Origin of the sequence: Pantoea sp. USHLN298, assembly GCF_037149395.1 — a bacterium.
Classification (GTDB): domain Bacteria; phylum Pseudomonadota; class Gammaproteobacteria; order Enterobacterales; family Enterobacteriaceae; genus Pantoea; species Pantoea astica.
Window position 1 is genome coordinate 586,759 of the sequence record NZ_JBBCRO010000003.1, and the last position, 12,879, is coordinate 599,637.

General features: G+C 57.0%; 15 protein-coding genes and 1 pseudogene. All 16 read right to left on the reverse strand.

The genetic code is table 11. The annotated features are described in order from the left end of the window. Window positions 1-7 precede the first annotated feature (7 nt). Entirely contained in the window at window positions 8-337 is a 330-nt protein-coding gene (locus WFK59_RS10620) for a phage tail protein (protein ID WP_336755744.1), read from the reverse strand. Further along, on the reverse strand, window positions 337-2,916 hold the full coding sequence (locus WFK59_RS10625; RefSeq protein ID WP_336755745.1) for a phage tail tape measure protein: 2,580 nt from the start codon (window positions 2,914-2,916) through the stop codon (window positions 337-339). Before WFK59_RS10625 ends, WFK59_RS10620 begins: the two co-directional genes overlap by 1 nt. Further along, window positions 2,897-3,202: a phage tail assembly protein T gene (locus WFK59_RS10630; RefSeq protein WP_069728684.1), complete on the reverse strand. Its 306-nt coding sequence runs from the start codon at window positions 3,200-3,202 to the stop codon at window positions 2,897-2,899. The genes WFK59_RS10625 and WFK59_RS10630 overlap by 20 nt, the downstream gene beginning before the upstream one ends. Before the next feature lie 8 nt (window positions 3,203-3,210). Further along, the gene (locus tag WFK59_RS10635; protein WP_336755746.1) at window positions 3,211-3,600 is read right to left on the reverse strand and encodes a phage minor tail protein domain-containing protein; all 390 of its coding nucleotides are present in this window, start codon (window positions 3,598-3,600) and stop codon (window positions 3,211-3,213) included. A gap of 62 nt (window positions 3,601-3,662) precedes the next feature. Beyond that, window positions 3,663-4,124, reverse strand: a pseudogene (locus WFK59_RS10640) (phage tail tube protein); the annotation flags it as partial. Between the two features lie 9 nt (window positions 4,125-4,133). Beyond that, complete coding sequence (gene gpU, locus WFK59_RS10645; RefSeq protein ID WP_336755747.1) at window positions 4,134-4,532, reverse strand: phage tail terminator protein; 399 nt, start codon at window positions 4,530-4,532, stop codon at window positions 4,134-4,136. Beyond that, window positions 4,529-5,092, reverse strand: coding sequence for a phage tail protein (locus WFK59_RS10650; protein ID WP_336755748.1), 564 nt, complete (start codon window positions 5,090-5,092; stop codon window positions 4,529-4,531). The genes gpU and WFK59_RS10650 overlap by 4 nt, the downstream gene beginning before the upstream one ends. Then, on the reverse strand, window positions 5,064-5,342 hold the full coding sequence (locus tag WFK59_RS10655) for a hypothetical protein (protein WP_069728680.1): 279 nt from the start codon (window positions 5,340-5,342) through the stop codon (window positions 5,064-5,066). The genes WFK59_RS10650 and WFK59_RS10655 overlap by 29 nt, the downstream gene beginning before the upstream one ends. Before the next feature lie 25 nt (window positions 5,343-5,367). Further along, the gene (locus WFK59_RS10660; protein ID WP_279809796.1) at window positions 5,368-5,691 is read right to left on the reverse strand and encodes a DUF2190 family protein; all 324 of its coding nucleotides are present in this window, start codon (window positions 5,689-5,691) and stop codon (window positions 5,368-5,370) included. A gap of 82 nt (window positions 5,692-5,773) precedes the next feature. Then, window positions 5,774-7,705, reverse strand: a complete 1,932-nt coding sequence (locus WFK59_RS10665; protein ID WP_069728678.1) for a ClpP-like prohead protease/major capsid protein fusion protein — start codon at window positions 7,703-7,705, stop codon at window positions 5,774-5,776. Between the two features lie 13 nt (window positions 7,706-7,718). Next, window positions 7,719-9,224: a phage portal protein gene (locus WFK59_RS10670; protein WP_336755749.1), complete on the reverse strand. Its 1,506-nt coding sequence runs from the start codon at window positions 9,222-9,224 to the stop codon at window positions 7,719-7,721. Then, window positions 9,224-9,436: a hypothetical protein gene (locus WFK59_RS10675; protein ID WP_069728676.1), complete on the reverse strand. Its 213-nt coding sequence runs from the start codon at window positions 9,434-9,436 to the stop codon at window positions 9,224-9,226. Before WFK59_RS10675 ends, WFK59_RS10670 begins: the two co-directional genes overlap by 1 nt. Beyond that, on the reverse strand, window positions 9,433-11,532 hold the full coding sequence (locus WFK59_RS10680) for a phage terminase large subunit family protein (RefSeq protein ID WP_336755750.1): 2,100 nt from the start codon (window positions 11,530-11,532) through the stop codon (window positions 9,433-9,435). Before WFK59_RS10680 ends, WFK59_RS10675 begins: the two co-directional genes overlap by 4 nt. After that, window positions 11,532-12,080, reverse strand: coding sequence for a DUF1441 family protein (locus WFK59_RS10685; RefSeq protein ID WP_084227819.1), 549 nt, complete (start codon window positions 12,078-12,080; stop codon window positions 11,532-11,534). Before WFK59_RS10685 ends, WFK59_RS10680 begins: the two co-directional genes overlap by 1 nt. A 219-nt stretch (window positions 12,081-12,299) precedes the next feature. Next, window positions 12,300-12,569 carry an Rz1-like lysis system protein LysC gene (gene lysC / locus WFK59_RS22095; protein WP_122983622.1) on the reverse strand — a complete coding sequence of 90 codons (270 nt, stop codon included), beginning with the start codon at window positions 12,567-12,569 and terminating at the stop codon, window positions 12,300-12,302. Next, window positions 12,451-12,834, reverse strand: coding sequence for a hypothetical protein (locus WFK59_RS10690; protein WP_164092179.1), 384 nt, complete (start codon window positions 12,832-12,834; stop codon window positions 12,451-12,453). Before WFK59_RS10690 ends, lysC begins: the two co-directional genes overlap by 119 nt. Between the last annotated feature and the right edge of the window lie 45 nt (window positions 12,835-12,879).

The window sequence follows — 12,879 nt, forward strand, 5'->3', positions numbered from 1 at the left end:
GGTGTTCTCAGGCGGGGATCTGTTCAAATTCCCCGTTAATTTCTGTACGCCGCGCCAGCTTTACGGTGGACCAGCGCCGGCAGATAAAAACGGCAGGCGCTGTCTGGCCCGGCGGCAGCCACATAAAAGCTCTGATGCCGCAGTGCCGCATGAGAAAGTCGTCCACTTCCTGCATGGTGGCATGGGGTCCTGACAGCATAATGGCGTAGCGGCTTTGCAGAACATTCAGACCATCCGCACGCCGCTGCTCATACCCGTCACCAAACCGGATTGTCTGTACACGCGGTTCACGCTCCGCCCGCATGCCAGGTCTGACTTTCCAGCTAAACGTTTCCATCAGCCACGTCCTCCGCTCATCATGCCGCCGTCGCGCTGTTGCTGCAGGAAGAAATCCTTCGCGCCCTGTCGCCCCAGTTCGTACATCATTCTGGCGGCCTCCGGCCCGAGCTGACCGTTGCGACCGTCATTGTGAATGGTCACATTAAAGGTGGGTGCGTATTTCATGCCGGGCCCCGTCATTCTGGCCACCACGCCAAGCTTCCCGTCGGCCCCGCGGCGCAGCGGGAAAATCCCTTCCGGCCCGGCCTCACCCATGACACCGGCACCGTGGGCAAACGCAAACAGCGTCGGTGTCCGCACCACGTTTCCGCTGAAGGCACGAAGCCCCAGTGAATGAAACACGCCGCCCTGTGCAAGAAATGACAGCGCAGGCTGCTTAAGCAACCCGGAGAAAAAATCCACGCCCCTGACCAGCGTCATTTTCACCAGGAGCTGGGTGAGCATGTTCAGAACCGTCCGGGTAAAGTCGCGGAACCCTGCCTTACCGTCCGTCAGCAGCATGCTCAGCTGCGCGCTTAACCCCTCAAGCGCCCTGGAAGATGCCTGCTTTATCTGGCTGTTGGCATCAAGGGCCACATTACGGTAATCGGCCCACGCGCTTTTTGCGCCAGCCAGCCAGTCGGCCCGCAGCCTTTCCTCCGCCTGCCAGACGTTACGCTGCGCCTTTAACACCCGGGCAAGCACGTCCGGCGCGGCTGAATACGTGCTACCGAGCCGGGTAATACTGACTTGCTGCTGCACCTCCCTTGCAGACAGGCCGCGCGCAAGTGCAGCTATTTCCGCCTGCCGGGCGCGCTGCTGCTCCGTAAATTTCGCAGCCTGCGCCTGAAGCTGGCAGATTTGCTCCTGAACCACGACCTCATCCCCCAGTACGGCCAGCTTTTCCTGCTGAAGCAGGATGCTGGCTTTACCGGAAAGCAGCGACTTTTCCTCCCGGCTCAGCTGACGTTTTTGCGCGGCCTCCTCAAGGACATGGAATTTCGCCCGGGCTGCCCAGAGCGCCTTACGCTGCTGGCTGACAATGCGGCCGGCTTCCTGATGCATTTTCAGCACACGAAGCCTGGCCTGCAGTGTCAGAAGGTCGGCCTGTGCCTTCTCAGCCGCGAGCGCTGCAGCGGGAGGCTGCAGTGGTATCCGGCTTTTACGGCGGCCTGCAGCCAGAGCGTCGTAGTGCCGGTTTTCACGCCGTATTGCTTCGTCTTTAACCTCACGGGATGCCCATGAGTACCGTATAGCCGACAGCGCGCGCTGATGCTTTTCCTCTGCCGTTTCATACTGTTTTTTCAGCGCCTGGTCGGCGTCGAAACGGCGTTTCTTACGGGTTTCCTCATCCTGCTCCGCTTTATCGCGGGCGGCCTTCAGGTCCTGTTGGAACTTCTGCTCTTCCAGCCGGGAAAGCGCATCCCTGTCCTGCTGCGTCACCGGCACCCAGGCTTTGCCCAGCGCCCTCCCGCCAGCGTGTATTTTATCTTTCAGGGCGGCAATCCGATCTTCCAGTGACCGTTCCCGCCCGATATTCAGCATGGCATCCCAGGCACCGGCAGCCGTTTCCCCCAGCCATTTCCAGGTTTTTTCCAGGGTTCCCAGCTGCTGCGATACGTCATCGCTGCGAAGACGCATTGTTTCAGCGTACCGATCCATGGCCAGCGCTGCCGCATCCGCTTCACGCCCCTGTTCAGCCAGACGGGTGATGTTTTCCAGCTCGGCTTCCGTCAGGAAGTGCAGGGATTTATCGAGCTCGCGAACAGCCTCGACCGGCGCATCCTGAAGCCGTGCAAACTGCCGGATAGTCTCGTCAACGGCCTGCCCGGTTGTAGCTTTAAGCCTGGCCGCAACATCAGCGACCTGTCTGACGTGCTGGTCGCTGAACAAACCCGAGCCGGTCACCTCCGCCAGTACACCTGCGGCTTCATGCTGCGTGATACCACTCCCCTTCAGAGATCGGCTCATCGCCTGCAGCGCTGAGGTTGTGCGGGCGGCATAGTGACCGGTCAGGATCAGGGCCTTATTGAACGTTTCCGCTTCCTGGCTGCCCTGATACCATGCCCTGCCCAGTCCCCAGACGGCGGCGGCAACGCTCCCTACCACTCCCGCCACACTCAAACCGCGGAGGGTCATCAGCTTCTCTATCCACCCGGCGTTATTCGCAAGCGTTATGCCGGAGCCGCGAAGCGCGCCAAAATTACCCCGGGCCACTTCGCCGAGCAGCACCCCGAGTTCGCGCCGCGCCGCCGCGCTTTCCAGTCCCAGCGAATGCGTCTTCTGTCGCGCCGACTCCAGCTTACGGATATAGATTTCAGCCGCATCGCTCAGCCCCAGTTGTGCGGCGCGCGTTCTCAGGATCTCTTCACGTGACAGTCGCTGCGTGGCCAGCTGCGTTTTGAGCTGGCTGAGAAAGCGGGCTTTTGCCTGTGTGGCCTGCGCTTCTGCACGTGAAACGGCATAAACCTGCTTCGCGGCGCATCCGGCCTGCTGACCGGCGCTTTTCAGCTGGCGCTCCACCCGGCCCATCTGCTCGTGAAAACGGGTGGTTTCAGCGCCCAGATTTACGACGAGATCAGCGATCTGCCGGGACATGGCGCTCTCCTCCCATGGACTCTGCCACGGTCATCAGCATCTCATCGGTCATGACGTTATCTGTACCAGAGCGGGCGAGCAGACTGAAGTCTTCTGCATTCAGTCCGCACTCTCCCGCCACAAGCGACACCATCGTACTGCTGAGCGCAGCAAATTCAGCATCCAGCAGGCGATGACTGAAGGGCGTATGGGTGAAATAGCGCTGCCAGTCCGCCAGTTCAGAGGATGTCATCTCGCTCAGCATCCGATGCCAGTCAGGGCGGCAGAACTCATGTGCCAGACACATGATAAATTTCAGCTCCCGTTTGTCTGCTTTACCGCCGTATCCTCCACGGCAGCGGCTACTTCTTCCGACTTTTCGTCCCCCTGCAGATCGCTGAGTGCCATGACTTTTTCGGCAGCCATGCTCAGCGCTTTTTCAGGCCAGTCGGCCAGGATCTGCTCATAAATTTCGTTAACGTCAGCCTCACGGTGACAGTTCCAGAGCGCACGGGAGACAAGCCAGGCATTTGACTCCGTATTCAGCCTGACCAGCGCCGCCCCCCGCGCCGCATCGGTAACGGTTTCATCGTCAGCAGCAGAGGTGGTAATAAAAGCAAAGAACTCTGCGCGCTGCAGTGCCGTCAGTTCAGACAGCATCCTTTGCTCAGCCCCGTACTGGAACACCGTTTTTTCCAGAAACATCAGTTTTTATCTCCTTCAGGTTGATGGCCGGGAACCGGGCCAGGTACCGGTGACAGCGGTATTTCCTCCGCCAGAACCGGACGGCCGCTGTTTGTCACCTTGATGGTGCGGGTAATGACTTCTTTTGCCGGAATGGTTTTGCCCAGGCTGCTGACCCAGCCCCGGAACAGATCCACGGTGCCGTTCGGATAGCGGATTTTGTAATAACGAACCTCCCCGCTGTGAAACCAGCTCAGTAAATCCTTCTGCCCCTGTTCACCGGGTTTCCATGCAAGCGTAATGCTGGCTTCGCCTGCCGATTTCTCGCCCTGCGCCGTGGCTTTCCAGTCGGCATCCGGATCGTCCAGCCACGTGTCGTCGTAACTCTCCGCGCTGATTTCGCCAGGCTGCAGCTCGCGGATCTGGGCCAGCCGTGTCCAGCCGCTATCGTCCAGCGGTTTTGCCGTCGCATCACCGCTGCCGGTGTAAATCAGTAAGGTGGTGCCCGCGCCTTTAACTGACGCAAGGGGATTGGGTGTAGGCATACAGACTCCTTACATCTGATAGGTAATGAGGTAAGTCAGATCGGCTGACCCCCAGTTCGCCATTTCATTATCCCGCTGCCAGTCGTAGCCCAGAGGCGTCAGGGTCTCGATGACGGATGAGAGTTCCGGCACGTTGCTGATCGCAGGCAGGATATGGCTGTCCATCAGCTCATCGAGCGCCGTATCGGGATGCGAGGCACTGAGAAATACTTCGATGTGAAGCGTTGCCTGCCAGTTTTCCGCATCCAGATAGCTCCCGCTGAAGCGGGCGTCGGACAGATAAACAGCCACGGCGGGAAGTTCTTTTTCATCAATAAAAACGGGGCGACCATCGTGAAAGGCCGCCCCGCGTATATGGGACTTAAGCGCAGTGATCAGCGTGCGCCTGATTTCAGCGTGTTTTTTCATAGCACTCTTTTCTTCAGATACAGCCTCAGCTGCTGTTTTAGTGCGGCCGCCAGTTCACGGGGCATATCCGCCTCCGTCAGCTGACGGCTCTCTTCCTGATAATTTCGCGTCAGCGGTCCAGACAGCGGGATCTTCACGACCTGCACGGGATAGCGTCCGCGTCCGGTCCGCTGCAGCACATGCCAGCGACCGTTAGCCAGTTGCTGTATAAAGGCATGCCGGAAGGTAAAACGACCGATTTTCAGGACGCTGCCCTGCCGGGCGGACACGCTTTTGCGCCGCGACAGCTGCAGGCGGGCCGTGCCCAGATTTATCGCCGGCAAATCCCCGCGATTAACGAGCAGCCGCGCAGCCGGATTACGATGACCAGAGGTGGCCAGACGTAACCGGACGCGCTGTCTGACCAGTTTCTGTGGAACGCCGGTCTCCTTTGCCACTCGGCGTGTGCTGCGCGTAATAACACGGCGTGCCACCCGGTTCACCGCCTGCGCCACGGCTTTAGGCACCAGCTGACGATCAAGGTCATGCAGATTACTCAGCGCCTGCTTCAGACCCTGCACTCTTCTCCTCCTCAAGCCAGATTTGCGGCTTGCCGTTGTAAGACTGCCAGCGGGTGATCCGCCAGTGCTTCCCCTGCCACTCCACCCGGTCATGTCGCTCCGGCTGATACGACCGGTCAAAGACAATTAACGACATGCCCTCACCGGACAATGGTCCCATGTCAGCCGTGAAGGCGTGTTCAGCCGCACATATCATCCGGCCATTGATTATCACGGGCTGACCAAACCGGTGTGCAGACACACGGTCCATTCTGTCAGCCAGCCGGCAAAATGGCTTATCCAGAGAGTTTTACGGCCACGACGGCCGCCCCGCCTTCCGCGTTTTCCCAGGCGGTACCGAGTGGTACAGCCGCCGCCTGGTTATCTTCAACAACGTGATTGTCGTACACATATACGCGCTTTCCGGCCTGGATGGTCTCACCCGTTTTTTTCGGTAAGGTGAATACACCTTCAGCCAGGCCGGTGCCGGCGCAACCTTTTGGCGTATCCGTTACGGCAATGACGATACGGTCCCCCACACGCACCATATCGCCACTCTTATAATCTCCGTTTGCAATGAACGTCAGCGTTTTGCCATCCTGCAGATAATTTTTTGCCACCGTTATTCTCCTCCCGGTCCGCGCTGACCGGCTTTCAGGCATAAAAAAAGCCCTTTCGGGCATTCAGAATTTTTAAGACATATCAGGCGACACACTGCACCAGACCGCGATGGTCTACCGGTGCAACCCCGGCATCAATACGTACCTTGGTGGTGATGCCATCAGAAGAGAAGCCTTCCGTCTGGTCGATAAATGGCGTATCCACACCGTTGAGGTAAGCCACTTCAATGGTGTCCGAACCTTTTGCCGCTGCCAGGTAGAAGGTGCTCTGGCTGGCGTCATCGAGACGTGGCTCGGCAATTACCGTCGCGAAATTCTGCACGGGGTTGATGATGCCCGCGTTGATGTCGGCACCTTTGACAGATGCGGAGCGGATGACCTGGCTGGCAGTGGACTCCATGGCAGTCGGCACCAGAACAAAAGCCGGACGGATGTTGAGATGGCGTTCGCCTTCTTTCTGACGACGCATCATCTGACGGGCTTTGTCCAGAGACGCCACGTCCATACCCGCTTTTTCCAGCACGTTTGCATGGCGCGCCTTGTCAAACAGCGGCACGTTATCGGTGGAAAGAGTCGGGTTTGTGGTCAGAATGGCGTAAACCAGATCCGCCACAGTGGCTTTTGCCGCGCGGCCGAGTTTCACAGGAACGTCGGTCAGCATGCTCAGGTCGTCGTTGATAATGGCCTGGCGGGTGATGCTGAACAGTTCGCCGTAGGTGGCCAGGGCAATCGTTGCCTGCTTATCCGACGTGGTAACGTATTTGTATTCCGCCCCTTCGCGGACCTGACGTAGCGAAGGAAAACCACCCAGCCCCACACGGTGCGCGATTTTGAAATCGGACAGCTGTCCCTTTTTGGTCCATTCGCCAAACGTTTCAGGTGCCTCTTCCCAGCCCTGAAGAATGGATTTGTAGGACACATCCAGCATGATATTGCCAAAATCGGATGTGCTGTGCGTAAACGCCAGTCCGACGATCTGCACCTGATTATAACTGGCCACACCGAAGCCACGTTCGGTCAGCGACAGGCGCGCATGTTCGCGAAGCGTCATGGCATTGTAGGGGTTATCCGGCTGAAGAGGCTCGTAGCCGGCCCGCGCCATGATAGCCTGCCGGATGCCGTCACCGGTAAAATTACCGTTCCCGGCATAGATGTGCGTTGCGGCTGATTTGTTAGACGGCGTGCAGTCTTTGCCCATCTGAGTCAGCAGCTTCTCGCGTGCCAGCTCAAGCGTGCACGTCGGATCAGCGATGCACGCTGCCTGTAAAGCCGTGTATTTATCACCAAACATGCCGAACAGATCGTTGAGTGCCCGTGCGCGGACACGCTGCTCTTCCATGAACTGTTCACGCAAACCCGCTTCATTCATCACCACCTTAGGTACTGGTGGAGCAGGCTCATGCGTCAGGCTGTTCTGCGGCGGCGTCAGCATATTGCGAAGGTTTTCTGGCATTTTTTCGTACTCCTCGATACGTTTTGAATCAATGCGGGCCATTGCCTGAACGGCGGGCGCCAGCTGGTCAGCGAATCCCAGCGAGACACACTGGGTCCCATCCATCCAGGTTTCTTCCTTCAGCATCCCGGCAATAACCTCATGGGCCAGCCCTGTTTTGGCGGCATAAGCCGGGATGAGCACAGCCTCTGTTTTATCCAGCAGCTCAGCGAAATCACGCATGTCATCGGCGTCACCGCCCGCGACCGTCCAGGGTTTATGGATCATCATGAAACTGTTGGCCGGCATGATGACCGGATTACCGACCATGGCGATGACGGAGGCCATCGACGCGGCCACGCCGTCGACATGAACCGTAATGGCAGCAGGGTGATATTTAAGTGCGTTAAAAATGGCGATCCCTTCAAAAATGCTGCCACCCGGCGAGTTGATATGAAGGGTGATGTGTTTGATCTCGCCGAGTGCCTGAAGGTCGCTGATAAACTGTTTTGCTGGCACCCCCTGAAAACCGATTTCGTCATAGATATAAATTTCTGCCTCAGTTTCACCCCGTGCGGCCATCCAGAACCAGGATTCAGTCTTCTTCGCCTGTGTCGCCTGACGCTGGCTTATCTGCTTTATTTTCTCGGTCACTGCTGACTCCTTTGTCGTTTGCCGGGTCAGTGTCGAACACCAGCCCCTCTTTTTGGTTTTCATCGACTTCCGCTTTGCGGCGACGTTTAACCTCATCAGGGTTGCGCCCGCATGCCCGGGCCCAGTCAGATTCGGTTGCGGCCCCGCCCCGTATCTGGATTTTCCACGCTGTCGCCTCCTTAACAGGATCGATCCAGGGCATGCCTGGCCCCGAGTAAATGGCGTCATAAAGTGTGGAACGTTCGATACCGGCTGGTGGCTTAATCACGCCCGCCGCGAGCGCCTGCTTCAGCCATGCGCGATAAACCGGGCGGGTGACGGCAGCAATAAAACAGTCCTGCAGGATGAGATACCCGTCGGTAGACTCCACCAGCTCCTGCCGCTGTGCGCTGTACGTGCCGTTGTAATTCCGGGCAGTACTCGAAAAGCTCAGACGTGTGCCGGCAGCCACGGCCCGCAGCTGTCCGTTCCGGAATGACTCAAGGTTAGTGTTGGGGCGGTCTGACTTGATCATGCCAATCTCTTCGCCCTGGCGAAGATCGTCATACAGCATCCCGGGCTGGATAGTCAGTTCACGCTCACTGCTGTCACTCAGGCTTTCTGAATAGTCCTGCCCGTCGCCTTTTTTGATATACATCCCCAGCGCAGCGGCAATGCGCGCGGCGACCAGTTCGCTTTCTTCGTAATCCTTCAGTGCGCTCAGGCGGATCATTACTCCCGAGAGGATGGAATTGCCCCTGACCTGGTGCAGACGCCGCGCAAATTTAAGATGCAGCATGGCGTCAGACGGCACCTCCTTGGTATCCGACAGCAGGCCGCTGACGGGCAGATTTTTATAGACCTGATATTTCTGCGGCCTGCCCCACTCGTTCAGCCAGATACCCTGAATGAGTCCTGCGGCAGGATCGGAGTTCATAGTCACGAAGTCAGGCTCAAGCGCTTCAAGCCAGAAAGGTACGCCGCCGTCAGTCCTGAGTCCGGTGCCATGGCCACTCACCAGCTGAGCAAAAACCTCACCGTCCCTGAGCCAGGTACGCAGCAGCAGACGCTCCAGTACGGGTCGGGAAAACTCACCGGTGACGTCAGGCCGCAGTGACCATTCAGCCCATTTTTTACGTATGGTTTTCACCAGCTCCGTAGCCACACGACCGTCTTTCAGCAACGGATGCGGATCAACGATAATGCCTCTTGCACCGATAACGCGCTCTTCCAGCTTGTCCAGAATGCCGATTACCAGATCGTGATTCGCATCCAGTGCCCTTGCCTGCTGGCGAAGGGAAACAGCCCCCGCCTGATTAAGCTGGTTGGCTGAGCGCGTTTCGCGTCTGGCTTTGTGTATACGGGTGGGAAGAGCAGCTTCGTAGGCACGGATCTGCATGCGGGCACGCAGCCTGGCGGCCTTCCACGACGGTGAAAAAACACCGATTGCATTATCCAGGAACGACATCAGAACCTCGCTAAACGATAACCTGTCTGACCACCGCGTTTTTTAAGGGATCCTGCCAGGCGGCGTTCCCACTCCTGTCGCCCCTCACGGATGGCTGACAGGTTTTCCATCGTCATGGACTGCCCATTGAGCATGATGGTTTTACCACTCAGTACGGCAATCTCTGCCTCGGTGTAATAGCGGATCATGGCTTCCACATCGCTCTGGTTCATATCCAGCCTCCGTCTGTAATCCAGGGATTGTTGGTCATGCCGGGAGTTGTACCTGATTGGGGTTTGCGTGTACTGGCTTTCAGTGGCGAAGACGCCGCTGCCGGAGTGCTATCTGCAGAACTGTCTTCAAGCCAGGTTTCCCGACGCGCCCAGGAGGGTGCATCAGGCCATCGGATTTTTTCGTAGCCGTGCAGAATGGCCAGCGCATCGGCATAGACGAGCAGGTCAAACCCTTCATTGGCTCCCCGTCCTGGCTTACGCCACCGGCCTTCTGGCGTGCGCTCTTCATAGGTGAGCTCGTCGTAAAACCAGCTCCCGAGCCAGGCCGGGAAATGGATGTAATTGGGTCCCGGGGCTTCACGCCACAGCGCATTGTTAACACGGTCCTTAAGCGCATCCGTCTGGAGCAGATAAAGCGGCACATCCCCCGCGGCTTTTGCGCGGCGCGCTGAGCGTCCGGTATTGTCAGGCCAGGCCCGGGTAATCAGCTTTTCACGCTTATGGCTATCGCCCTTGAAAAGATAAACGCGCTTTCCTTCCCCCTCCCGACGACATTTTCGCCAGAAGCGATAGGCGTTGTCGGTGACACCATCCTCGCCGCCAGAGTCCACAGCCATGGCCATGAGCGACATTCGCTTTGATGGGTTGTCTGCCAGCGCCCAGGTTTTGTACAGCACGTCCGGGAAAAGCAGGTCCCAGTCCTCAGGATAACTGGCAGGATCAAGAGGGCAGCTTTCGCCCTGGTCGTCGCAGCGCAGCGAATGGCGGAGGCTATACCGGTCAACGATCCACCGCTCACCCATGCTGCCGTATCCGGTAATCTGTACCACGAAGCGACGATGCCGGCCGCCCTGCACGTCAACGGTAGCCACCAGAAAGTTCACACCTTCCGCAACCGTGCGCTCGGGGATGTCCTCAGCCCGCTGCTCCAGCCGTTCTCCCCTGCGCTGTTCAAGGGCGGCCCGGGGAAGATAAGGCCGGCCAAAGTCGGTGTTGACGACGGCTTTGAGCGTTTCTTCGCTGCCCGTTTTCTGATATTCCTGTTCAGCAGTGAGGTATTTAAAAACCAGTTGTGCCCATGTCTGATAGGCCGCCGCCGGTCCCTCCATCCAGAACGAGGCAATCCTCGACTGACGTCCTTCTCCGGCCACATTTCCGTCACAATCAATCGTCTCGCCATCCCTCAGCCAGACCCCGCGAATATTCAGCTCCCGTTTCATCTCAGGAGAGATCATTTGCTTACAGGCCGGACACTGCAGACGTGCGGCCTCACTGGCGAGAACCGGATCGGTATGATCGTTATAGCCCGTCAGGTTGGCCATTTCTGGCTGAAAATATTCTCTGCAGTGTGGGCAGGGCCAGTACCAGCGCCGACGATCGCCCCGGTTGTACAACGACAATATTCCGGTTGAGGGCGGTGCTTCGTGAGGGGTTAAGGCCTTCCATTTTGTATCGCAGATATCCCGGCCGGGTGAGCTTTCCACCAGCGTCATCCCGGCAGACATAAACGTAGTGGTACGTTTGGATGCGAGCGAGAAACCGTCCCCCTCGCTGTCGATGTTCTCCGGAAAGCGGTCGTAATCGGTCAGAGCGACAAACCGGTAATCCGACGACGACATAATATTGACCGAAGGCCAGCCGATTTTAAGGAATGAGCCGTCCCTGAACGTTTTGTCATGGACATTGTTGTCGTTGCGGCGGGGGCTCATTCTTTTCTTTACCGCCGCGCTGCTTCTGAAGGTTCTGTCCAGGCGCTTTTTAGAGTGCTCCCGGGCCTTGTCTTCGGTCATCTGCACGACGAGCATGTCTGAGGGATCGCAGACGATGGTATAGACAATCCAGCCATCGATGAGGCCGATCGTTTTTCCTGTTCGGGCCGGACCGACAAAAATCACCGCATCGTACTCACGCGATGACAGGCAGTTCATTGGTTCGATGATATAAGGGGTCAGTTCAGGATCCCATGGAACCGAATTACCGGCACCTTTGGGAACACGCATGAATTTTCTAACAGCCTCTGAAATTGGCATGCGACGTGGTGGAGAAAATCCTGCCGCTATGTCCCTGCCAGAATTTCGGGCTGATGAAAAACTCATTATTCCTCCTCGTGACTTTCTCCTTCATCGTCCGGCATTAATTCTGCAGCACAAGCCTCATATGACTTTTCCTGAAGGGTATTCCGCAGGTCATCAATTGACTGTTGTACAACGCTGACAGCCTGTGGCGAGAGGGCACAATCGCGTTCAAGAATATCCGGTATAGTCTCCAGAACCTGCACGACAGCTTTTCTCATGGACGAATAGACAATGACGACTTCATCCACAGGGATGAGTTTGCGTTGCTCCTTTTCAAGTTTGATTCTTTCATTTTCTGACTGATACCAGTCCTTTCTCTCTTTCGGCTCCATCCGGGACGGATCATGAACGGAGTCTGCCGCTTCAAACCTCACGCCGAACAGGGCCGGACCGACATGCTGCAGCGCATAAACGGGATTTCCTCTGACTGTCGCAGCCACCGGAATGTTGGCGGCGAAAAGCCGCTTTTTCACGGTGTCACGGTGCAGCCCGAAGGCCTCAGCAATTTTAAAAACGCTCCAGTGATAGGCATCACCGATTCCACTTACATTTGACACTGGCAACTCCATCTGGCAGGTGAACGTGAGTTTTATTCATTTAATTCAATAAATTACAAACTGATCTGATGACAGCAAGAAAAAAAGAATGTACAGGTGATCATGGAAATTATTTATTATTATCAGTTACTTAACAGACCTGCCGCCGCCAGCATGAAAATGCAAAAATCAGCCGTTTTCCGCGGGGCCGCCGCCTCGTGGACAGGGCACCCCATCGGGAGGACCCTTAGCTCAGAAAGGATCCCGCTCATACAAAGCTCGGTTTTGCTCAATCTTTCGGATGCCCGCCTTGTCCATATTGCAGTTCTCAATGACAGTCAGAAGCCTTTCATTCAGTGCCAGGCTGTCGCCGTAGGTCATGTGTTCAGGGACCTCTGGAATTTCACACTCCACCAGCAATTCCGGTGGAACCGGAACGACGGGAGCGGGCACGAATTCTTTCTCTGTGCGCGCGCAGCTGGTCAGTAACAGCGGCAGGCACAGGCTGATGAGCACAGGCATCTTCATGCACCTCTCTCCTGATACGGGCAATGCGCTTCTCACTTTCGGCATGATTTCGCTGCCTGTCTTCATGCGTGATACGGGTGATATCCCTGAACAACGTGACTGCTGCCATTGTGTTGTGGAGGACTGACTGAGATCGCTGCAGCTCTTTTCTGACGGCCAGCTCTGCCTTTTTAGCCATCAGCAATTCATGATGAAAATGTTCGGCAGCCCAGCCGATGATGATGACGATAATCAATCCACCGGCAATGCTGACTTTCATGTCACCACCTTCGGACTGCGCTAATCAGGCTTGCTAAACCCATCA

Coding starts and splice junctions, on each gene's coding strand:
- WFK59_RS10665 (WP_069728678.1), bottom strand. CDS start 7,705: ATGGCCGCACGGGGTGAAACTGAGGCAGAAATTTATATCTATGACGAA.
- WFK59_RS10625 (WP_336755745.1), bottom strand. CDS start 2,916: ATGTCCCGGCAGATCGCTGATCTCGTCGTAAATCTGGGCGCTGAAACC.
- WFK59_RS10670 (WP_336755749.1), bottom strand. CDS start 9,224: ATGTCGTTCCTGGATAATGCAATCGGTGTTTTTTCACCGTCGTGGAAG.
- WFK59_RS10635 (WP_336755746.1), bottom strand. CDS start 3,600: ATGTTTCTGGAAAAAACGGTGTTCCAGTACGGGGCTGAGCAAAGGATG.
- WFK59_RS10655 (WP_069728680.1), bottom strand. CDS start 5,342: ATGGACCGTGTGTCTGCACACCGGTTTGGTCAGCCCGTGATAATCAAT.
- WFK59_RS10620 (WP_336755744.1), bottom strand. CDS start 337: ATGGAAACGTTTAGCTGGAAAGTCAGACCTGGCATGCGGGCGGAGCGT.
- lysC (WP_122983622.1), bottom strand. CDS start 12,569: ATGCCTGTGCTCATCAGCCTGTGCCTGCCGCTGTTACTGACCAGCTGC.
- WFK59_RS10675 (WP_069728676.1), bottom strand. CDS start 9,436: ATGAACCAGAGCGATGTGGAAGCCATGATCCGCTATTACACCGAGGCA.
- WFK59_RS10685 (WP_084227819.1), bottom strand. CDS start 12,080: ATGGAGTTGCCAGTGTCAAATGTAAGTGGAATCGGTGATGCCTATCAC.
- WFK59_RS10680 (WP_336755750.1), bottom strand. CDS start 11,532: ATGAGTTTTTCATCAGCCCGAAATTCTGGCAGGGACATAGCGGCAGGA.
- gpU (WP_336755747.1), bottom strand. CDS start 4,532: ATGAAAAAACACGCTGAAATCAGGCGCACGCTGATCACTGCGCTTAAG.
- WFK59_RS10690 (WP_164092179.1), bottom strand. CDS start 12,834: ATGAAAGTCAGCATTGCCGGTGGATTGATTATCGTCATCATCATCGGC.
- WFK59_RS10630 (WP_069728684.1), bottom strand. CDS start 3,202: ATGTGTCTGGCACATGAGTTCTGCCGCCCTGACTGGCATCGGATGCTG.